General features: G+C 73.9%; 20 protein-coding genes and 1 pseudogene. 13 read left to right on the forward strand and 8 right to left on the reverse strand.

Annotated features, from left to right (window positions below; all coding sequences use genetic code 11):
• Positions 1–27 precede the first annotated feature (27 nt).
• Positions 28–729, reverse strand: coding sequence for a hypothetical protein (locus tag GA0070620_RS23820; protein ID WP_091594390.1), 702 nt, complete (start codon positions 727–729; stop codon positions 28–30).
• 328 nt (positions 730–1,057) lie between these two features.
• Here GA0070620_RS23820 and GA0070620_RS23825 point away from each other — a divergent pair, with 328 nt between their 5' ends.
• The 3 genes from GA0070620_RS23825 to ispF are packed head-to-tail and all read left to right on the forward strand — an operon-like array spanning position 1,058 to position 2,808.
• Complete coding sequence (locus GA0070620_RS23825) at positions 1,058–1,543, forward strand: CarD family transcriptional regulator (RefSeq protein ID WP_012015454.1); 486 nt, start codon at positions 1,058–1,060, stop codon at positions 1,541–1,543.
• A 54-nt stretch (positions 1,544–1,597) separates the two neighbouring features.
• Positions 1,598–2,308, forward strand: coding sequence for a 2-C-methyl-D-erythritol 4-phosphate cytidylyltransferase (gene ispD / locus GA0070620_RS23830; protein WP_091594392.1), 711 nt, complete (start codon positions 1,598–1,600; stop codon positions 2,306–2,308).
• Positions 2,308–2,808 (forward strand): 2-C-methyl-D-erythritol 2,4-cyclodiphosphate synthase, encoded by a 501-nt coding sequence (gene ispF / locus GA0070620_RS23835; RefSeq protein WP_091594394.1) that lies wholly within the window; start codon positions 2,308–2,310, stop codon positions 2,806–2,808. The genes ispD and ispF overlap by 1 nt, the downstream gene beginning before the upstream one ends.
• Here ispF and GA0070620_RS23840 read toward each other — a convergent pair.
• Positions 2,805–3,332: a hypothetical protein gene (locus tag GA0070620_RS23840; RefSeq protein WP_091599277.1), complete on the reverse strand. Its 528-nt coding sequence runs from the start codon at positions 3,330–3,332 to the stop codon at positions 2,805–2,807. The genes ispF and GA0070620_RS23840 overlap by 4 nt on opposite strands.
• Positions 3,333–3,545: 213 nt before the next feature.
• Between GA0070620_RS23840 and GA0070620_RS23845 the strand changes: the two genes are divergently transcribed.
• Positions 3,546–4,901 carry a BTAD domain-containing putative transcriptional regulator gene (locus tag GA0070620_RS23845; protein ID WP_091594396.1) on the forward strand — a complete coding sequence of 452 codons (1,356 nt, stop codon included), beginning with the start codon at positions 3,546–3,548 and terminating at the stop codon, positions 4,899–4,901.
• Positions 4,902–4,911: 10 nt separating this feature from the next.
• Positions 4,912–5,938 (forward strand): annotated as a pseudogene (locus GA0070620_RS23850) (tetratricopeptide repeat protein).
• A 62-nt stretch (positions 5,939–6,000) separates the two neighbouring features.
• Here GA0070620_RS23850 and GA0070620_RS23855 read toward each other — a convergent pair.
• Entirely contained in the window at positions 6,001–7,167 is a 1,167-nt protein-coding gene (locus GA0070620_RS23855) for a homogentisate 1,2-dioxygenase (protein ID WP_091594398.1), read from the reverse strand.
• A 93-nt stretch (positions 7,168–7,260) separates the two neighbouring features.
• Here GA0070620_RS23855 and GA0070620_RS23860 point away from each other — a divergent pair, with 93 nt between their 5' ends.
• The 6 genes from GA0070620_RS23860 to GA0070620_RS34270 all read left to right on the forward strand — a co-directional run bounded on the left by GA0070620_RS23860 (position 7,261) and on the right by GA0070620_RS34270 (position 12,126).
• Positions 7,261–8,139 carry a hypothetical protein gene (locus tag GA0070620_RS23860; protein ID WP_091594400.1) on the forward strand — a complete coding sequence of 293 codons (879 nt, stop codon included), beginning with the start codon at positions 7,261–7,263 and terminating at the stop codon, positions 8,137–8,139.
• Positions 8,136–9,335, forward strand: coding sequence for a fumarylacetoacetase (gene fahA / locus GA0070620_RS23865; protein ID WP_091594402.1), 1,200 nt, complete (start codon positions 8,136–8,138; stop codon positions 9,333–9,335). Before GA0070620_RS23860 ends, fahA begins: the two co-directional genes overlap by 4 nt.
• 145 nt (positions 9,336–9,480) lie before the next feature.
• Positions 9,481–9,690: a DUF397 domain-containing protein gene (locus GA0070620_RS23870; protein ID WP_091594404.1), complete on the forward strand. Its 210-nt coding sequence runs from the start codon at positions 9,481–9,483 to the stop codon at positions 9,688–9,690.
• A gap of 122 nt (positions 9,691–9,812) precedes the next feature.
• The gene (locus tag GA0070620_RS23875) at positions 9,813–10,295 is read left to right on the forward strand and encodes an SRPBCC family protein (protein ID WP_091594406.1); all 483 of its coding nucleotides are present in this window, start codon (positions 9,813–9,815) and stop codon (positions 10,293–10,295) included.
• 87 nt (positions 10,296–10,382) lie between these two features.
• Positions 10,383–11,636 carry an outer membrane protein assembly factor BamB family protein gene (locus GA0070620_RS23880; protein ID WP_091594408.1) on the forward strand — a complete coding sequence of 418 codons (1,254 nt, stop codon included), beginning with the start codon at positions 10,383–10,385 and terminating at the stop codon, positions 11,634–11,636.
• Positions 11,637–11,733: 97 nt separating this feature from the next.
• Positions 11,734–12,126 (forward strand): LPXTG cell wall anchor domain-containing protein, encoded by a 393-nt coding sequence (locus GA0070620_RS34270; protein WP_197677480.1) that lies wholly within the window; start codon positions 11,734–11,736, stop codon positions 12,124–12,126.
• Between the two features lie 77 nt (positions 12,127–12,203).
• On the opposite strand, the gene GA0070620_RS23890 is transcribed toward GA0070620_RS34270, so the two are convergent.
• From GA0070620_RS23890 to hppD, 5 genes are all read right to left on the reverse strand, one after another.
• The gene (locus GA0070620_RS23890) at positions 12,204–13,115 is read right to left on the reverse strand and encodes a COG1470 family protein (RefSeq protein WP_091594411.1); all 912 of its coding nucleotides are present in this window, start codon (positions 13,113–13,115) and stop codon (positions 12,204–12,206) included.
• Positions 13,116–13,239: 124 nt separating this feature from the next.
• Complete coding sequence (locus GA0070620_RS23895) at positions 13,240–13,794, reverse strand: hypothetical protein (protein ID WP_231921947.1); 555 nt, start codon at positions 13,792–13,794, stop codon at positions 13,240–13,242.
• 124 nt (positions 13,795–13,918) lie between these two features.
• Positions 13,919–15,022, reverse strand: a complete 1,104-nt coding sequence (gene hisC / locus GA0070620_RS23900; RefSeq protein ID WP_091594413.1) for a histidinol-phosphate transaminase — start codon at positions 15,020–15,022, stop codon at positions 13,919–13,921.
• Positions 15,019–16,062, reverse strand: a complete 1,044-nt coding sequence (locus tag GA0070620_RS23905; protein ID WP_091594415.1) for an RDD family protein — start codon at positions 16,060–16,062, stop codon at positions 15,019–15,021. The genes hisC and GA0070620_RS23905 overlap by 4 nt, the downstream gene beginning before the upstream one ends.
• Before the next feature lie 187 nt (positions 16,063–16,249).
• Entirely contained in the window at positions 16,250–17,455 is a 1,206-nt protein-coding gene (gene hppD / locus GA0070620_RS23910; RefSeq protein WP_091594417.1) for a 4-hydroxyphenylpyruvate dioxygenase, read from the reverse strand.
• Between the two features lie 139 nt (positions 17,456–17,594).
• On the opposite strand from hppD, the gene GA0070620_RS23915 reads away from it, so the two are divergent.
• Positions 17,595–18,083 carry an Lrp/AsnC family transcriptional regulator gene (locus GA0070620_RS23915; protein WP_091594419.1) on the forward strand — a complete coding sequence of 163 codons (489 nt, stop codon included), beginning with the start codon at positions 17,595–17,597 and terminating at the stop codon, positions 18,081–18,083.
• A 162-nt stretch (positions 18,084–18,245) separates the two neighbouring features.
• The gene (locus GA0070620_RS23920) at positions 18,246–19,691 is read left to right on the forward strand and encodes a PQQ-binding-like beta-propeller repeat protein (protein ID WP_091594421.1); all 1,446 of its coding nucleotides are present in this window, start codon (positions 18,246–18,248) and stop codon (positions 19,689–19,691) included.
• Positions 19,692–19,745 lie beyond the last annotated feature (54 nt).

Raw genomic sequence — 19,745 nt, forward strand, 5'->3', positions numbered from 1 at the left:
CGGCGGGGGCACGGGAAGCGGCATGGCTCAGGCGGCGAGGCGGGCCAGGTCGGCACGGTACGTCTCGACCGGGCCGAGATCGGGCACCACGCCGACCACCACACCGGCCCGGTCGACCAGCACCGCGCCGAGGTGGTTCGGGCGTGCCGGCAGCCGCAGGAAGGTACGCAGGCCGTCGGTGGGGTCGCCGAGCGCGCGTACGGCCCTCGCGCCGGGCGGCACGGTGACGGGTGCGGCCGGCCCGTGGGTGACGGTGACCACGGTGACGGCCGCCGGTGCGGCCGCGACCGCCTCGGCCACCCGCTCCGGGCAGCCGCAGCCGTCGACGAGGAGGATCACGGCGGGCAGCAGACCGCGCAGCGGGACGGGCGACTGCCCGCCGTCGACTAGGTCCAGCGCGGGCAGGGGCCGGCCGATCACGGCGGCCGGTGGGTCGTACGGGGCGGGGGCGGGGGCGGGGCGGTCGGCCGAGCGGGTGGTGCGGGGCCAGGTGACCGCCACCAGGCCGGCGAGCGTGGTGAGCACCGCCACCAGGAGGACGACCAGTGGTAGCCCGAGAGCCGGGCGCCCGGCGCCGCCGCGAGCGGCCCGGCGCATCTCCCGGCGCACCTGGGCGGCTTCTCCGGCAAGCGCGGAGGGATCGTCGGGTACGACCACCCGACCCCACTCCGGTGGCAGGTCGGGCAGGCCCTCGGGCGGCCCGTGGCCCTCTGCGTCCGGCGTGCCCATCGGACCCCCTGGAACCGTCTCGGAGAGCGGACAGCGGCTCGCGTTCAAGCCTCCCGTACCGGGGGCTGCTCCCGCTACACCTGGGCGCGTGAGCTGCCAACGGGATACCATGGGGGAGCGCGTAGCCCTTGATCTCGGCGCTCCGTTCACCCGTACCGGGATGTCATCCCGGCGTCACGGAGCGTGTTCGATTCATCGGTTTGGCTGCCTGTCAAGTCGAAGAAATACCTCTCACAGGGCCCCTGAGCTGCGCCAACGGTCAGGACAGCGGTGAGACATCGGTGCCTGAGCGTGTTACCCTAGACACAGCGAAAGGGGTTTCGAACCTATGGTTTTCAGTGTCGGCGAGACCGTTGTTTACCCCCACCACGGGGCCGCACTCATCGAGGCAATCGAGACTCGGGTCATCAAGGGCGAGGAGAAGCAGTATCTCGTCCTGAGGGTCGCGCAGGGTGACCTGACGGTCCGGGTGCCAGCTGAGAACGCCGAGATCGTGGGTGTGCGCGAGGTGGTCGGCGAGGAGGGCCTGGGCAAGGTCTTCGACGTTCTCCGGGCTCCGCACACCGAGGAGCCGACCAACTGGTCGCGGCGTTACAAGGCAAATCTGGAGAAGCTGGCCTCCGGCAACCCGCTGAAGGTGGCCGAGGTCGTGCGTGACCTGTGGCGGCGGGAGCGGGAGCGGGGTCTCTCCGCGGGTGAGAAGCGCATGCTCGCCAAGGCCCGTGACATCCTCGTCGGCGAGGTCGCGCTGGCGGAGAAGAGCACCAAGGACGAGGCGGAGACGCTGCTCGACAAGGTCCTGACCGAGGCCTAGTCCGCACGGCATCGACGTACCCACTTCGTAGCGAACAAACCCGAGGACCGCGACGTGACCGCGCAGCTCAACCCGCGCGGTGACGTCGCGGTCCTCGTGCCTGCGGCGGGTGCGGGCGTACGGCTCGGCCCCGGCCGGCCCAAGGCCCTGCGCCTGCTCGGCGGCGAACCCCTGCTCGTCCACGCGGTGCGCCGGCTGGCCGCCGCCGGGTCGGTGCACACGATCGTGGTGGCCGCGCCGGCCGCCGACGTGGCGGGGGTCCGGGAGCTGCTGGCCCCGGTCGCCCCGGTGACGGTTGTGGCAGGTGGGGCGGAGCGGCAGGCGTCCGTGGCCCTGGCGCTCGCCGCGGTGCCGCCCGGTCCGGAGATCATCCTGGTGCACGACGCCGCCCGGGCGCTGACCCCGCCGGAGCTGGTCGAGTCCGTCGCGGCAGCGGTCCGCGAGGGTCGGCACGCGGTGATCCCGGTGCTGCCGGTGGTCGACACGATCAAGGAGGTCGGCGCCGAGGAGATGGTGCTCGGCACCGTCGACCGTTCCGCCCTGCGAGCGGTGCAGACCCCGCAGGGGTTCCGCCGGTCGGTGCTCGCCGCCGCGCACGCCGCCGCCGGTGACGCCCTCACCGACGACGCCGGCCTGGTGGAGAAGCAGGGCGTCCCGGTCTTCTGCGTGCCCGGCTCGGAGTACGCGCTCAAGATCACTCGTCCGTTCGACCTGGCCCTGGCCGAGCATCTGCTGGCCGCCGCCGACCGAGGCCGTACCCTCTGATCATGATCGTTCCCCGCGTCGCCATCGGCACCGACGTGCACGCGTTCGAGGCCGGCCGACCCTGCTGGGTCGCCGGCCTGCTCTGGCCCGACCAGGACGGCCTGGCCGGGCACTCCGACGCCGACGTGGCCGCCCACGCGGCCTGCAACGCGCTGCTCTCCGCCGCCGGGCTCGGTGACCTGGGCGCCAACTTCGGCGTGGACCAGCCGGAGTGGGCGGGCGCCTCCGGGGTGGCGCTGCTCGGCGAGAGCGCCCGGCGGGTGCGCGCCGCCGGCCTGGCGATCGGCAACGTCTCCGTGCAGGTGGTCGGCAACCGGCCCAAGATCGGGCCGCGTCGCGAGGAGGCGCAGCGGGTGCTGAGCGACGCCGTGGGCGCGCCGGTCACCCTCACCGCCGCCACCACCGACGGGCTCGGCTTCACCGGCCGCGGTGAGGGGCTCGCGGGCATCGCGGTGGCTCTGGTCTACGAGGCGCCGGCCGGCGAGCCCGTCACCGGCTAGTCCACGTCGGTGCACACGTTGTGCGTCGTACCGTGCAGCATCGTGATGGTCTTCTCGAACGTCGGGGTGAACCTGACGATGAACTGACCGTCGACGATCCACAGCCCGCGAGGCAGGGATCCCGCGTTCTCGCGGAAGCCGAGCAGCACCGGGCCGGTGACGTACCAGGTCATCGAGCCGTCCGGGGCGTACTCGACCAGCGAGGTGCCGCTGGCGTCCGCCGTGCTGGTCGCCCCGGTCTCGAGGTTCGTCACCCGGTTGATCAGCGCCCCGGTGAACAGCTCCCGTCGGGGTGAACCGTCCGGGTACTCGGCCAGCACCAGCTTGCGTACCTCGTCGACGATCGGCTCCACCCGCGCGGCGAAGTCGCAGCGCGTCCCGGCGGCCACCTCGAACGGAGGTTGTGGCGCCGGCACCCACCCGCCGTGGCCGCCCCCACCATCCGTCGCCGCGGCGGCGGGCGTGGGCACGCCCACCACGAGTAGTGCCGCCAGGGTCGTTCCGACCTTCAGTCGCCAACTCATGAGCACACTCCGTCTCCTCGATGATCAGGTCTGACCGGACCAGGATCGTCGTTCCCACTCACCACGTCCTGACCGTCCGGCGGCCGTGGCGTACGCCGGGCGGGCCCGGTCAGCTCCTTCCCGGACCCGGACCTCACCGTCCGGTCACCGCGTCGCGGTGATCCCGTGCGGCGGACCCGAGCCGGCGGGCTCCCCTGTGGTCAGACTGTCGGCATGGACTTCCGACTGCTCGGGACCTTCGAAGCGCGCCATGACGGCCGGCCCGTCGAGATGGACAGTCGCCGCCAGGAGCGGTGCATCCTCGCCGTCCTCCTGCTCGACGCCGGTCGTCTGGTGAGCACCGACCGGCTCATCGACCTGCTGTGGAGTGGGCGGCCCCCCGGCTCGGCCCGGAGCGTGGTGCACACCTACATCGGCCGGCTACGGCCGTCCCTGGCCCCGTACGGGGTCCGGATCGTCACCAGGGGAGACGGATACCTGGTGGAGCCCGACGAGCACCACGTCGACGTGCAGGAGTTCCGGAGCCTCGCGGTGGAGGCGGGCACGACCACGGATCCCGCCGAGCGGGTCCGGCTGCTCGACCGCGCCCTGGCTCTCTGGCGCGGGCCGCTGCTCGCCGACACCGCCGACGACCAGCTCCGCGAGCGGCTCCAGGGGCCGATCGAGGAACTGCGGCTCACCGGCCTCGAACTGCGGGCGGAGGCCCAGCTGGCGCTGGGCCGGCACGCCCTGGTGATCAGCGAGCTCACCCCGCTGGTGGAGCGCTACCCGACCCGGGAACAGCTCGTCGCCATCCTGATGACCGCCCTGTACCGGGCGTCCCGGCAGGCGGACGCGCTGCTGCTGTACCGGGCGACCCGGCAGCTGCTCGTCGACGAACTCGGGATCGAGCCGGGACCGAAGCTGCGCGAGGTGCACCGGGGCATCCTCCGGGACGACCATCGGCTCGACCGGCCCGGCCGGCCGGTCTACGAGGTGCGGTTGCACGGCGAGGAGCTGCCGTGGAACGTCGGTGGGCATCCGGCGCTGGACTTCTGCAACACCTTCGCCGGCTGGGGCCACGAACCGCCACTGCCCGGATCGGAGTGGCTGCGCGGTTACCGCACCCTGGCGGTGTGGACCGGCTACGTCGGTCTGACCGACGAGTCGGCGGTGCACCGACTGATCGGCCTGGCCCGGCACGACCCCGGGACGGCCGAGGCGGTCCTCGACGCGGTCCGCGCACTGCGGAACCGGCTCCACGCCTGCCTGACCGACCCCGATGACCGACCGGCGTTCGACGCGGTCGCCCGGTTCGCGCGGGACGCCGCGAAGGCGCACGTGCTGCGCCGGGAGCCGGACGGGCGGGGGCGGTGGTGGCCGGACCTGGCGACCGGGCTGTGGTTGCCGCTGCACGCCGTGGCGTGGAGTGCCGCCGAGCTGCTGGTCGACCCGCGCCGGCTGACCGTCCGGGCCTGCCGGGACGAGCGCTGTGGCTGGCTCTTCCTCGACGAGAGCGGCCTGCGGCGCTGGTGCAGCCTGGCAACCTGTGGCCGATCGGTCGGGGCCGTCGCGTGTGGAACCGGCTAGGCTCGCCGCGATGTCCAGCGACACCGCCCCCGAGCAGTCCTCCGCCGACGGCTACCTCCAGCGCGCCCAGCTCCTCGCCGAACTCGGCCGCTACGACGAGGCCGCCGCCGAGGTCGCATACGCGGTCGCCCTCGAGCCGGCCAACGCGGCCGCGCTCACCCTGCTGGCCCGGGTCCACCTGGCCGCCGACCGGGCGACCGAGGCCCTCACCGCCGCCGACGCCGCCCTGGCAGCCGCCCCGGGCAGCGTGTCGGCCCTGGTCGTGCGGGGCATGGCCCTGGCCGACCTGGAGCGCTATGCCGAGTCGGCCCGCGCCGCCGACGAGATCCTGGCGCTCGGCCCGAACGACGCGTACGCGCAGAGCAGCGCCGCGGCGATCCTGGCCGGCTCCCGCAACGGTCAGACCGCGCTCAACGCGGCCTGGCGCGGGGTGGAGCTGGCGCCGGAGGAGCCGCAGGCGCACCTGGTCCTCGGGCTGGTCGCCGCCAACATGCAGATGTTCGACCTGGCCGAGCGGGCTTACCGGGAGGCGCTGCGGCTCGATCCGCAGCTCGCCGAGGCGCAGCACGACATCGGCGTGATCCGGCTGGAGCAGCGCCGCTGGAGCGAGGCGCTGGAGCACCTCGCCGACGCCGCCACGGTGGCGCCCGGCCGGGTGGACTCCGGTCGGACGATCTCCGCCGGCGTGCGGCAGCTCGTCGTCTACGCGGCGGGCTGGTCCATGATCACGGCGGTGCTCATCGCCTGTCTCGCGGCGGGCAGTGGCGGCCTGTCCCGCTTCGCGGCGGTCTTCGCGGCGGCCGGTGGGGGCGCTGGTGGCCTGGCGTTTCGCCGCGAAGCTGCCCGGGCCGTCCCGTACCGTCCTGCCCGGCCTGCTCCGCGCCGACCGTTCGTTGGCGCTGGCGGTCTACGCGGCGGCCGCCGCGCCGGTGCTCATCCTCCTGTACGCCCTGGTCGGCAGCCCGTGGCCGCTGGTGTTCGCCATCGCCGTGGCGGCCGCCGCCGAGCTGGTCGTCTGGTCCCGCACCCCGGTCTGAGCGGGTCCGGGGCGACCGCACCTGACCCGGGCGCCGGCGGAGCGCGCCCGGGGGCGCGGTGGTCAGGGCCGGCGGGCCCAGGTCCAGGCGTAGCCCGGGTCCTCGCAGGTGGTGGCGGCGTCGCAGAGGTCGAGCGGGCGGAAGGTGTCGACCATGACCGCCAGTTCGTCGAAGAAGTCGACACCGATCGCCCGCTCCGCCGCGCCGGGCTGGGGGCCGTGGGTGAAGCCGGACGGGTGCAGCGAGATGGAGCCCTGCTCGATCCCCGAACCACGCCGGGCCTCGTAGTTGCCGCCGGTGTAGAAGAGCATCTCGTCGGAGTCGACGTTGTGGTGGTTGTAGGGCACCGGGATCGCGTCGGGGTGGTAGTCCACCTTGCGCGGCACGAACGAGCAGATGACGAAGTTCGGGCCCTGGAAGGTCTGGTGCACGGGCGGCGGCTGGTGGATGCGGCCGGTGATGGGTTCGAAGTCGTGGATGGAGAAGGCCCACGGGTAGAGGTGGCCGTCCCAGCCGACCACGTCGAAGGGGTGGTTGGCGTACACGTGCCGGGTCCAGCCGCGACGGTGCCGGACCAGCACCTCGACGTCCTCCCCGTCGACGAGCAGCGGCGCGTCCGGTCCGCGGACGTCTCGCTCGCAGTAGGGAGAGTGCTCCAGGAACTGGCCGCGGACGGAGAGGTAGCGCTTGGGTGGGCCGATGTGACCGGACGCCTCGATGGTCAGCAGGCGTACCGGCTGGTCGCCGGTCGGCACCAGGCGGTGGATGGTCGACGTGGGGACGATGACGTAGTCGCCGGCGACCGCGTCGAGCACGCCGAAGGTCGACTCGACGCGCAGACTGCCGGCCTCGACGTAGAGGCAGTGGTCGCCGGTGGCGTCGCGGAACAGTGGGGACGGCTGGTCGGCCAGCACGTACGCGATCCGCACGTCGTCGTTGGCGAGCAGGTACTGCCGGCCGAGCACCGGGTCGGCGCCGGCGCCGTCCAGCTTGTGGGTGCGCAGGTGGCGGGGCTTGAGCGGCAGGTTGGGCACCCGGGCGTACGCGGGCGGCGCGAACTCCTCGGCCGCCACGATCGCGGTGGGGGCGTGGCGGTGGTAGAGCAGCGACGAGTCGGACGAGAAGCCCTCCTGGCCCATCAGCTCCTCGGCGTAGAGGCTGCCGTCGGGCTGGCGGAACTGGGTGTGGCGCTTGCGCGGCACCTCGCCGACGCTGCGGTAGTACGGCATCTCGCCTCCCGATAGGACCCGGCACCCGGTCGACGCGTCCGATAATCGGACGCTGTTGTCCGTTCCTTGTAGCGTCCCGTACATTCTTGTTCCGTGTCAACGCAGGTGCCCGCGCTCCTCGACGGCCTCGTGGACGACGCCGCCGTCTTCCCGCCCGGCAGTGCCGCGCTGCCCGACGCGGTGGCCGCACACCGCCGGCACCGCGCCGCGTGGTACGCCGACCTCGTCGGCCCCCTGCTGGTCCCCGCCTCGAAGCTGCCCGACCTGGCCGCGCTGCTCGCCGACGACGAGCGGTTGGCGGTCGGCGTCATCGCCGACGGCTCCGTCGACCGGCTCGACGCGGCGTGCGCCGAGGCCGACCCGCGCGTCCGGATCCGCCAGGTGGAGGCGGCCGTCGCCAAGCGCGGCGAGGACCCGCAGCCCGGCCTGCACAAGCTGATCGAGCTGGCCAAGCGGGCCCGTGGTACCGGCCACGACCGTCCCGCCCTCGACGTCTACGCCGAACTGCCGCTCACCTTCGGCCTGATGGCCGCGCTGGACACGCTCACCGCCGCCCGCGCCGGCGGGCTGCCGATCGCGGCGAAGTTCCGCACCGGCGGGCTCGCCGCCGAACTCTTCCCCACCCCGGCCGAACTGGCCGCGGTGATCTGCGCCTGTCGGGACCGCGACCTGCCGTTCAAGCTGACCGCCGGGCTGCACCGCGCGGTCCGCCACCTCGAACCGGAGACCGGGTTCACCCACCACGGGTTCGCCAACCTGCTGGCCGCGACGGTGGCCGCCGCCGACGGCGCCGGGCCGGACGCGGTCGCCGGGATCCTGCTCAAGGCCAGCCGGGGACCGCTGGTCGAGCGCATCACGTCCGCCCGGGACCGGGCGCGTCCGCTGTGGATCGGCTTCGGCTCGTGCAGCATCGAGGAACCACTGACCGACCTGACCCGGCTGGGGCTGTTGAACGGGGGCGAAGGCGCATGACCTGGGTGGCCGGTGTCGAAGGCTCGGCGTACGGGGTGACGAACCTGCCGTACGGGGTGTTCAGCCGTGACGGCGAGGAGCCGCGCGTCGGCGTACGCATCGGAGACCTCGTGCTCGACCTGGCCGGCGCCGAGGAGGCCGGGCTGGTGCTGGCGGCGGGTGCCTTCCGCGCGCCCGCCCTCAACCGGTTCATGGCTCTCGGGCGGCCGCAGTGGACGGCCGCCCGGCAGCGGATCGTCGAACTGCTCACCGACCCTGCGCACCGGCCGGCGGTCGAGCCGCTGCTGGTGCCGCTGGACGCGGTGCGGCTGCACCTGCCGTTCGAGGTCGCCGACTACGTCGACTTCTACTCGTCCGAGCACCACGCGGGCAACGTGGGGCAGATCTTCCGGCCGGGCCAGCCGCCGCTGCTGCCGAACTGGAAGCACCTGCCGATCGGCTACCACGGCCGGGCCGGCACGGTGGTCGTCTCTGGCACCCCGGTGGTCCGCCCCAGCGGTCAGCGGGCCTCGTCTGCCGGCCCGGTCTACGGCGCGTCCGTACGCCTCGACATCGAGGCCGAGGTGGGTTTCGTGGTCGGGGTGCCGAGTCCGCTGGGCTCGCGGGTCTCCGCCGACGACTTCGCCGACCACGTCTTCGGTGTGGTGCTCGTGAACGACTGGTCGGCCCGGGACATCCAGGCCTGGGAGTACCAGCCGCTCGGCCCCTTCCTCGGCAAGTCGTTCGCCACCTCGGTGTCCGCCTGGGTGACGCCGCTGGACGCCCTCGCCGACGCGTTCGTGCCGGCGCCCGAGCAGGATCCGCCGGTCGCCGACTACCTGCGCGACGTGCCGCACCTCGGCCTGGACCTGCGCCTTTCGGTCGAGTGGAACGGGGAGCGGGTCACCGAGCCGCCGTTCGACACCATGTACTGGACCCCCGCGCAGCAGTTGGCCCACCTGACCGTCAACGGCGCGTCCCTGCGTACCGGGGACCTCTACGCCTCCGGCACCGTCTCCGGCCCCGAGCGCGGGCAGGTCGGCTCGTTCCTGGAGCTGACCTGGGGCGGCGCCGAACCGGTGAAGTTCGCCGACGGCGCCACCCGGACCTTCCTGGAGGACGGCGACGCCGTCACCATCACCGCGACGGCGCCCGGCCCGGACGGCACGACGGTCGCCCTCGGCGAGGTCAGCGGCACCATCCTGCCCGCCCGCTGAGCTGTCGCACCGAGTGTGCGATCAAGGTCGTAACCTCCCCCGTTGATCGCTCCGGATTCCGACGCCCCGTCGCGCCGGTCCGGGCCCGGTCCACGGTCCCCCGGCCGGGGCGCGGGGCGTCCCACCGGACAGGGAGGTAGTCACGATGAACGATCTGGCGGGCGCCGTCTGGCGCACCAGCAGCCGCTCCAACGACCAGGGACTCTGCGTGGAGGTGGCGGACAACCTGGTCGACGTCGCCGGCGTCGTCGGCGTACGCGACTCGAAGGACCAGGCCGGCCCCACACTCGCGGTCAGCCCGCCGGGATGGACAGCCTTCGTGGCGGCGATCCGGGACGGTCAGTTCGACCGCTGACCGTCCACCCACCGGACACCACCGCCGGGCGTGCCGACCCGGGTCTCCCGGCGGTGGAGATTCCGTGTGGAGGGCCCCGCGCCGCGCTCACGCCGCGTACCGTCGACGCCACGGGAGGTGGCATGTCGACGGTGGCGGTTACCCGACTGATCGAGGCGTACGCCGTCGACGTCTGGCGCCTCCTGACCGACCTGCCCGACCGGGCCGGGCGACACCTCGCCGGCCCGGTCGAGCTGCTCACCCCCGGCGCGTTCGGCCCCGGCACAGTCTGGCGGGAGCCTCGCGCCCAGCCCGGCGGCGGGCTCCTGGTCGAGGAGTTCTGTGTCACGGAGGCCGTCCCACCCCGACGGCTGGTGCTGACCTCCCCCGGGTTCGGAGTCGACTACCGCATCACCTGGACGCTGCGCGCCGCCCGACGCAGGGGCCGGGGCGGCACCGCCGTCCGGGTCACCCAGGAGGCCCTGCTCAGCGACCCCTACGGTCGGGTGGTCGCGCTGCTGCTCGGCGGTCTGGCCGCCCGCGCCGTGGAGCACGCCCTCCGCCGCGACCTCGCCGACCTCGCCTTCGCCGCCGAACGACCCACCGGAGCGGTCGAGGCCGCCTGACACCGCCCCCACCGTCCCCTCGGCCCCGCGGACACCTGGCAGGGAACGGTCGGGTTCCGCTGGGTAGGGTGCCGGGCGGAGGTGGGCATGGGGTTCCCGAAGGGCCGGCGACGGATCGTGCTGGTGGTAGCGGCACTGCTCGTCACCGCCGCGGTCGCGGCGACGGTCTACCGGGTGCTCGCCCCCGCCGAGGTCAGCACCGTTGCGCAGGCGGCGTACCCGGCGGCACCCCAGCCCCCGGTCGGCGTGGTCGGCCGGCTGCCCGCTGCCCCGCTGATCGTGGACGGGCGGCTGCGCGTGTACGCCGCCCACCGGCAGGTCTACGCCGACCGGCCGGTCGACTTCCGGCACCGGACCACCCCGTACTGGTCGTACCGGCGCTGGCCGGCCGAGCTGGTCGGTGTCGTGGTGAGCGGTACGACGGTGGTGAGCCGCTGGTCGGACGGCCGGCTGGTGGCGCTGGACGCGCGTACCGGCGCGGTGGCGTGGCGGGCTGACGGACCGCGCCCGGCGGAGCAACCGAGCGCCCGGCGCACCGGGGCGGCGATCGTGTGGAGCCCGCCCGGCCTCTACCTGACCCGCGTCGCCGACGGCCGGGGCGTGGTGGTGGCGACCGGCTCCGGGGAGGCGCGTGCCGTGGCGCTGGGCGACGGGCGCGAGTTGTGGCGTACGGACCTGGTCGGCGCGTGCCGCACCGACGTGGGCACCACGGCGACGGGCCAGTTGGTCGGCGTGGACGCCTGCGCCGGCCCGGCGACGGTGGAGTTCCGGGACGCGGCGACCGGTGCGGTGACCGGCCGGTGGCGACCGCCGGGCGCCGGTGACGAGTTGGCCGTCACGCCGGTGGGCTGTCGGACCGGGCGGTCGGAGTGCCCGGCGCTGCGCACGGCCGGACCGGGTGACGCGGCGGGTCGCGGCTGGCTGCTCGGCTCGGGCGACCCGCTCGCGGCGCCGGCGCTGGACGGCCGTGACGTCGAGCTGGTCGGCGACCAGGCGGTCACCGTGGCGGACGGGGTGCTGGTCGGCCGTTCCGCCCGGACCGGCGAGGAGCTGTGGCGCCGGCCCGATCTCGGACCGGGGCGGGTGATCGCCGTGCAGACCGGCCGGGTGCACCTGCTGACCGACGCGCGGGCTCTGATCACGGTCGATCCGGCGACCGGCGCGGAGCGGTCCCGGTTCAGCCTGACGGTGGGGCAGGACGGCACCGGATACGCGCCGGGTGCCGCGTACGCGGCGGACGGCTATCTGGTCGTCGAGCGCCTCCGCGAGCCGGTCGACCCGGACGCGGACGACCAGGGCTATTTCTTCACGTCGGAGCCGCTCGTCCTCGCGGCCACCTGATCGGGTAACGGTGACGCGGGAGGATCGGAACCGCCGTCACGTTCTGCCCGAAAAGGTATGTTTCTCCTGATTCATGTTCTCGGTCGGGGGGCAGCAGATGGGTACCAGTGCGGCCGGATGGTTTGTCGGAGCGGGGCTCGCCGCAACGGCGGGAATCGCCCTGGCGATCTCGCCGGTGGGCGGCCCCCAACCCACGTCGGCGGACGCCCGGGCCGTCGCGCGGGTTGAGCCGTCCGGAGGCTCGAACGTCACCTTCCGGGTCGTGCCGGCCTCCCCGCAGCCGCCGACACCCCGGCCGACTCCGCCCAGCCCGCAGCCCACCCCGCCGACGCCCCAGCCGTCGCCGAGCGGCCACCTGCCGGTCACCGGAGAGGGCGGATCGCCGGGTCTGCTGCTGGTCGGGCTAGGTGCGGCTCTGCTGCTTGCCGGTTGGCTCGCCGTCCGCGCCGTCCGGCGTGACCCGCGCCCCTCGCGTCGGCGTGCGGCCTGACGGCGGCCGCTCACCGCGCCATCGCCCGGCGTGACCTGGATGGCACGGTCACGCCGGGCGGGTGCGGCTCTGACGGCTCAGTGCCGGACGGGAATTCGACCGGCCGGCGGTCGCCGCGACGGCTGCCGGGAGCGGCGGCTCAGCCCGACCAGCCCGGCCACCAGCAGCAGCCCCACCAGGGACGCGCCGACGGTCCAGACGGTGAGGACCCGGGACAGGCCCGAGGCGGGCTTCCCGACCCGACCCGCTTCGGGAAACTCGATCCGTCCGCTCGCGGTCTTCTTGATCCGCCCGCTCTCCAGCGCGACCTCGACCTTCCACGGGCCGTTCGGCAGCTCCGCGGGGAGCCGGGCGGAGACCTGGCCGGACTGGCCCGGTGCCAGCGTCGTGCCCTTCGTGACCGCGAACGGGCCCGCTCGGCTATCGGCCGGGCCCTCGGACAGGATGACCTGACCGGACAGGTCGATGGCCCGACCGCCGGTGTTCGTCACCTGGGCGCTGATCGACGGCTCACCTCCGGGATCCCGCGCGGGGCGCAGTTCGCCGATGGCGAAGTCGGACGCGGGCTCGCCGCCGGGGCCGACGTCGAGATACATCCGTACGCCCACCCGGTGGATCTGGGTGACCGAGTCACCGGGCCGGGGTGTGGAGGCGGCGGACGCCCAGATCACCCCGTATCGCTCGCCAGCCGAGGCGGCCCGGGGCACCGCCACGGTCGCCCGGACCCGGGTCTCCGCCCAGGGCTCCAGCTCGACCGACGTGCGGTCGAGCGTGACCCACGAGGTGAGTTCGTTGCCCGCACGGCCCTCGCCGAAGACGAATCGCTGATCGTCCAGGGTCGCCGCCGCCGGGTAGAGATCGATGCGGCGATGCTCGGGAGTGCGGTTCACGACCAGGAGCTGCCGGTTGATCCTGCTACCCGGTGGCAGGTGGTCGACGACGTAGCGCAGGGCGCGGGGATCGTCGCGTCGGTTGGTCGGCGCCTCCACCAACCGGATCCCGATGCTGCCCTCGTCGGAGTCCGGCTCGGCCGCGCCGGCCCGGGTCGACAGACCCGGACCGGCGAGGCAGGCGAGCGCGATCGCAGCCGAGACGATCGACCGCCCCCGGCGGCTATGCCACCGAATGTGTCACCGTGCCGGCGTACTCGCCCGCGATGCTGTCGAGCGGGACGTTGACGACCAGGGTCGGGTTCCAGGCTGCGGAGTTGTTGCCGGTGCCGCCGCTGTGGCTGAAGGCGGTGAGCGGCGTGACGGTGCTCAGCGGGGCCGCGTCGCCGGAGGTGAGCTGCCCCGGCGTGAAGGTGCCGGTGCCGGTGGTCCCGGTGGCCGCGCCGGACCAGTAGTCGATCTCTTCGGGCAGGACGGTCTCCGGCGGGCTGCCGCCCCCGGTCTGGAAGACGGTGGCGGTCACGCTGGCGATCCAGCTGGCGTCGGCGGAGGCCCGGGTGTCCTCGACCTCGACCTCGCCGAGCTCGCCGATGATGGCGGTGCCGGACCCGCCCGCGCCCAGGTCGGCGGTGGCCGGCGCGGTCACGTCCAGAGTGCCGGCGGTCACCTCGAAGGTGGCGTCCGTTTCGACGGTGGGCGCCGCGGCGGCGGGCCCGGCGAGAGCCGCCACCAGGGCGGCGGCCGCCGCCCCGGTGAGACAGATCTTGGCAGTACGCACTGGTTGCTTCCCCGTTTCTCGAAGTGGACCGGCGCCGCGCCCGGAATGGCGGCGCCCGGTAGCTCCGAAGATAAGGGAGTTCCAGGGATCAAACGGACAAAAAGGATTTATCGCGGAGGCTCGGTCAGGCCAGCGCCGCCTCGGCGGCGGCCAGGAACGCGTCGTTCTCGGCCGGGGTGCCGATGGTCACGCGCACACCGTCGCCAGCGAACGGGCGCACGATCACCCCGCGTGCCTCGCAGGACTTGCCGAAGGACACCGCGCGGTCACCGAGCGGCAGCCACACGAAGTTGGCCTGGCTGCCCGGCACGTCGGGGACGAACTTGCGCAGCGCCTCGGTGACCCGCTCCCGCTCGGCCACGACCAGGGCGCACCGCCGCTCCACCTCGTCGGCCTGGGCGAGCGCGGCGAGCGCGCCGGCCTGCGCGACCAGGCTGCTGGAGAAGGGGGTGACCACCTTGCGTACCGCGCCGGCCACCTCGGGTGCGGCGGCCAGCCAGCCGATCCGCAGCCCGGCCAGGCCCCACGCCTTGGACAGGGTGCGCAGCACCGCGACGTTGGGCCGGTCCAGGTAGGTCAGGCCGTCCGGCACCTCGGGGTCGGTGACGAACTCCCGGTACGCCTCGTCGATCACCACGAGCACGTCGTCCGGCACCGCGTCCAGGAAGCGGTCCAGCTCCGCGCGGCGGACCGATGTGCCGGTCGGGTTGTTCGGGTTGCAGACCACCACCATCCGGGTCCGCTCGGTCACCGCGGCCGCCATCGCCGCCAGGTCGTGGCCGTGGCCGGCGTCGTTGGGCACGCGCACGCTGGTCGCGCCGCTGGTCGCCGCGATGATCGGGTACGCCTCGAAGGAGCGCCACGAGTAGACGACCTCGTCGCCGGGGAGGCAGGTGGCCCGCACCAGGTGCTCGGCCAGCGCCACCGACCCGCAGCCGGTGGCGATCCGGTCGGCGTCCACCCCGTACCGCTCGGCCAGCGCGTCGCGGAGCGCGACCACGCCCATGTCCGGGTAGCGGTGCGCGCCCGTGGCGGCCTCGGCGACGGCCTCGACGACGCCCGGCAGCGGGCCGTACGGGACCTCGTTGCTGGCCAGCTTGATGGCCTCCGGCAGGCCCAGCTCCCGAGCCAGGTCGGCCGGGCTGCGGCCGGGTACGTAGTTGGGCAGCGCGTCCAGGTCGGCGCGGGTCAGCCGCAGCGCCGGCTGGGAACGTCCGGTGTCGCTCATGGGGTGTCTCCCGGGGGGTTGGTGCGGTCGGGGGTGGCGGGGGCGGCGCCGCGGGGAACCTGCACGACGACGGTCTGCGCCCGCTTGTCGTGCAGCGCCTGCCGCATCGGGTGGTCGAAGAGCGGGGACAGCGCGTCGATGAGATAGAGCAGCAGGCCCAGGCCGAAGCAGCAGCACAGCAGGGTCGGCATGCCGCCGAGCAGGTTCCACCGGCTCAGCGAACGGCCGAAGCCGAGGGTCTGGCCACCGGCGAGCGGCACCGCCCTGATCCGCATCAGCCGCTTGCCGACGGTCTGGCCGCCCGACGCCATCGCGGGCACCTCGTAGGCGAGCCAGAGCCCGAAGGCGATCGCCACGATCGCCAACTGGAATCCACCGGCCTGCTCGCCGATCGACGGCAGCCCCTCCGCGGAGGTGTCGCCCGCCTCCGCGCGGCGGAACACCTCCCGCCAGTACGGCCCCATCTCCTGGGCGAGCTGCCAGATGAACCAGCCGTTCACGGCTGCGTTCAACAGGAGGAGGATGCCGAAGTCGATCAGTCGGGCGGCCAGCCGCTGGCCGTATCCGGCCAGCGCGAGGCCGTGCGGTCGCGGCGAAGCCTGCCCGGGCCAGCCCGGAGGCGTCCAGCCGGGCGGCGGTCCGGCCTGCTGACCGTACCCCGGCGGCGGCTGCCAGCCCGGCGGTGGCTGCGCACCCGGCGGGGGCTGCCAGCCCGGCGGTGGCTGCCAACCCGACGGTGGCTGCGCACCCGGCGGAGGTTGCCAGCCCGGTGGGGGCTGTGTGCCCGGCGGGGGCTGCCAGCCCGGAGGGGGGCCGGCGGCCGGCGGCGCGGACGTGGGCCAGCCGGGTGGGGTGGTGCCCGCGACCGGAGCCGGTGCGGCCGGCTCCGGTGTCGGGGCGGGTGGGGGTTCGACCGGGGGCGGACCCTCGGGTGGGGTCTCGTCGACGGGGATGGGCGCGCCGATCCAGCCCTCGCCGTCCCAGTACCGTCGGGTCTCGGGATCGGCGGGGTCGACGTACCAGCCGGGTTGCACGCTCACGCAGACACCTTAACGACGACCGTCCCGGCGAATCCGTCGTGGCGGCGCGGCCGCCCACGCCCGGCCCGGCCCCGCGCCGCCGGTGGGGGAAGCGGACCGGTGGGCGGTCCGAGGCCGCCGGCGGTGGGTGGGGGCCCACCGGCCGACGGCACCGGGTACCACGGGGGTTGCGTCACGCTCGCAAGTGTTACAGGTTGCCGCGGGCTTCCTGCTCCCGCTCGATGGCCTGGAAGAGCGCCTTGAAGTTGCCCTTGCCGAAGCCGAGCGACCCGTGCCGCTCGATCAGCTCGAAGAAGACCGTCGGCCGGTCCTGGACGGGCTTGGTGAAGATCTGCAGCAGGTAGCCGTCCTCGTCCCGGTCGACGAGGATCTTGCGGGCCTTCAGCTCCTCGATCGGGGCGCGCACCTCGCCGATCCGGGCGCGCAGCTCCGGGTCGTCGTAGTACGAGTCCGGGGTGTCCAGGAACTCCACGCCGGCCGCCCGCATCGCGTCGACGCTGGCCAGGATGTCGTTCGTGGCCACGGCGATGTGCTGGGCGCCCGGGCCCTGGTAGAACTCCAGGTACTCGTCGATCTGCGACTTCTTGCGCGCGATCGCCGGCTCGTTGAGCGGGAACTTCACCTTGCGGGTGCCGTTCGCCACGACCTTGCTCATGAGCGCGGAGTAGTCGGTGGCGATGTCGTCGCCGACGAACTCGGCCATGTTGCTGAAACCCATGACGCGCTTGTAGAACTCCACCCACTCGTCCATGCGGCCGAGCTCGACGTTGCCGACCACGTGGTCGACGGCCTGGAAGAAGCGCTTCGGCTGGAGGCCGGCGTCGATCATCGGCTGCCGGTCCACGATCGGGCCGCGGGCCACGAAGCCGGGCAGGAAGGGACCGGCGTAGCGGGACCGGTCGACCAGCGTGTGCCGGGTGTCGCCGTACGCGGCGATGGCCGCCAGCCGGACGGTGCCGTGCTCGTCGCTGACGTCGTGCGGCTCGACGACGCCGGTCGCGCCCTGCGCGGTCGCGTGCGCGTACGCGGCGTCGACGTCCGGCACCTCCAGCGCGATGTCGCTGATGCCGTCGCTGTGCTTCGCGACGTGCTCGGCGCCCTCGGCGTCCGGCCGGACGGTGCCGGTCAGCACGAACCGGGCGGAGCCGCTGGTCAGCACGTACTGGGCGTGGTCCCGGTAGCCCTGCTCGGGCCCTCGGTAGGCGACACAGGTCATGCCGAACGCCGTGGAGTAGTAGTGCGCCGCCTGCTTCGCGTTGCCGACCAGGAAGTGCACGTGGTCGAGTCCCTTGACCGGGAACGGGTCGCGGCTGATGTCGTGGTCGACGGCACCGACGAGCCGGTCGACGTCGACCTCTTCGGTCGACTGGGGTCGGTCGATCGCCTGGGTCATCGCGGCCTCCCTCGCGTGCCGGCCGGCCTGGTGGGCCCGCCGGGATGGTCTGTGTGGCGAGGATCGCCGCCCCGGGGTGGAGTGGGCAACAGTCGACGTAAACGCTGGTCAGGTTGCGCATTCGGTATGGTGTCCACCCGTGAAGGGTGTGCAGGATGTACAGCTCGACGAGCTCGATGCTCGCTTGATCGAACTGCTCGCCGAGGAGCCGCGGATCGGTGTGCTGGAGTGCTCGCGCCGACTCGGCGTGGCCCGGGGCACCGTCCAGGCCCGGCTGGACAAGCTGGTCGACCGAGGGGTGATCGCCGGCTTCGGGCCGGAGATCGTGCCGGCGGCGATCGGCTTCGGCGTCACCAGCTTCGTCACGCTGGAGATCAGCCAGCGGCACGGGCACGACCCCGTCACCGCCCACCTGGCGGCGATCCCCGAGGTGCTGGAGGCCCACACCATCACCGGCTCCAGCGACCTGCTCTGCCGGATCGTCGCCCGGTCGAACACCGACCTCCAGCGGGTGATCGACCAGATCGTGTCGTCCGAGGGGATCACCCGGGCGTCCACGATCATCGCCCTGGCCGAACAGATCCCGTACCGCACGCTCCCGCTGGTCCGCTCGGCCGCCGTGCGTTGAACGCCCCCCGGCGGTCCCCGGCCCCGCGGCCGGTCCGACGCCGAGCGCGGCGGTCGTCTCCGCGTCGGGATCGCCCCCTTCTAACACCTTCGGCCGCAGAAAGCGCGGCGACACGGCGGCGCGGCGCAACGGCCGGTCGGTGATCGTGGCTACCGTGTGCGTGTGGCGAAGGGGAGCGGCCTCGGCGTGCGCGGCGTGTTGCTGCTCGCGTTGATCGCCGTCGTGGTCCTCGCCGCGACGGGCGTGTGGAACCCGTTCCCCGGCGTGTGGGACTGGGTCGACCGCAGCGAACCGATCTCCGAACCCGACGTGGCCTGGCAGCAGCGGGTCGGCGGCACGCCGAAGAGCGTCACGTTCGCCGGTGACGCGGTCGTGGTCGAACAGCGCACCCGGGTCGAGGCGCGCGCCCTGAGCACCGGCAGCCAACTCTGGGAGCGCAAGGCCGACTGGGCGGCGGTCGCGGGCGCCGACCGGGACTCGGTCATCGTCGTGGGCAAGCTGCTGGTCAAGGGGTACGAGGTGCTCGACCCCACCACCGGGGTCACCCGGCGACGGGACGACGACGCGGTGGCCGTGTGGACGTACCGCAACCTGCTGCTGGACGCCCGCTGCACGCAGCCCACCGACTGCACCCTCAGCGCCTGGGACCCCCGCGGCACGGCACCGTTGTGGACCGCGTTCCTGCCCGGTGTCGGCAGTGGCCTGTTCGCCGACAACCCGGGGCTGCGCGGCACCCGACGGCTCACCGCCAACCGGATCGAGGACGGGGTCGCCGGCCCGGAGCCGGTGCCGCCACTGCTCGGCTTCCCGGTCGACGGCCGCGTACACGTCGTGGACACCGCCACCGGCGCGGTGCTCCAGAACGTCGAGCCCGGCCGCGAGGAGCGCCTCTCCGTGGTCGGTGGCCGGCTGCTCCGGATCACCGCCCGCTCCCAGGACGACAGCTGCTACTTCACCATCTCCGGACGCGACCCGGCGACCGGTCAGGAGGCGTGGCGCCGCGCCGGGATCAACGTGCGGACCGCGGACAAGGCCGGCTGCGTGCAGCGGGAGGACCCGCAGGGCGCGCGGAACGTGCTGATCGGGGTCGCGCCGGACGCGCGGGAGGCGGTGCTCGACGGGTACGACGGGCGACTGCTCTGGGTCGGCGCCGAGCGGGAACGCCTGATCGCGGTCGACGACCGCTACGCGCTGGTCCGCGCAGGCGACCAACGGTCCGTCGTGGCCCGGGGGCTGGGCACCGACCGGGTGCTGTGGAGCCGCCCGGCCAGCGGCAAGGCGGGCGCGTCCCTCACCCCGTACGCGGCCGTCCTCGCCGACGAGAAGCCGAACCGGCTGGTCGCGCTCGACCCGCGCACCGGCCGAGAGTTGGCGGTGCTGCGCACCTCCGCGAACGCGTTGGCCGTCGGCCCGACCGGCATGATCGTCGGGGAGGGACGGGAGATCGGCTACGTCCCCTTCTCCGGCACCGCCGGGGCCCCCGCGCCCACCGGCGGTCGACCCGGCTCCGGTCCTGGTCCGGGCACCGGCCCGACCTCCGGCACCGGCCCCGGCAGCGACGACGACAGGTGCGGCCCCAAGCGTGAACTCTGCCCTGACGAGAGCTGATGTCGCGCGCCGGCGGTGAGAGCGGCGTCCCAGCGGGGCACCGGCGGGTGGGAG

The sequence above is a fragment of the Micromonospora krabiensis genome (assembly GCF_900091425.1).
Classification (GTDB): domain Bacteria; phylum Actinomycetota; class Actinomycetes; order Mycobacteriales; family Micromonosporaceae; genus Micromonospora; species Micromonospora krabiensis.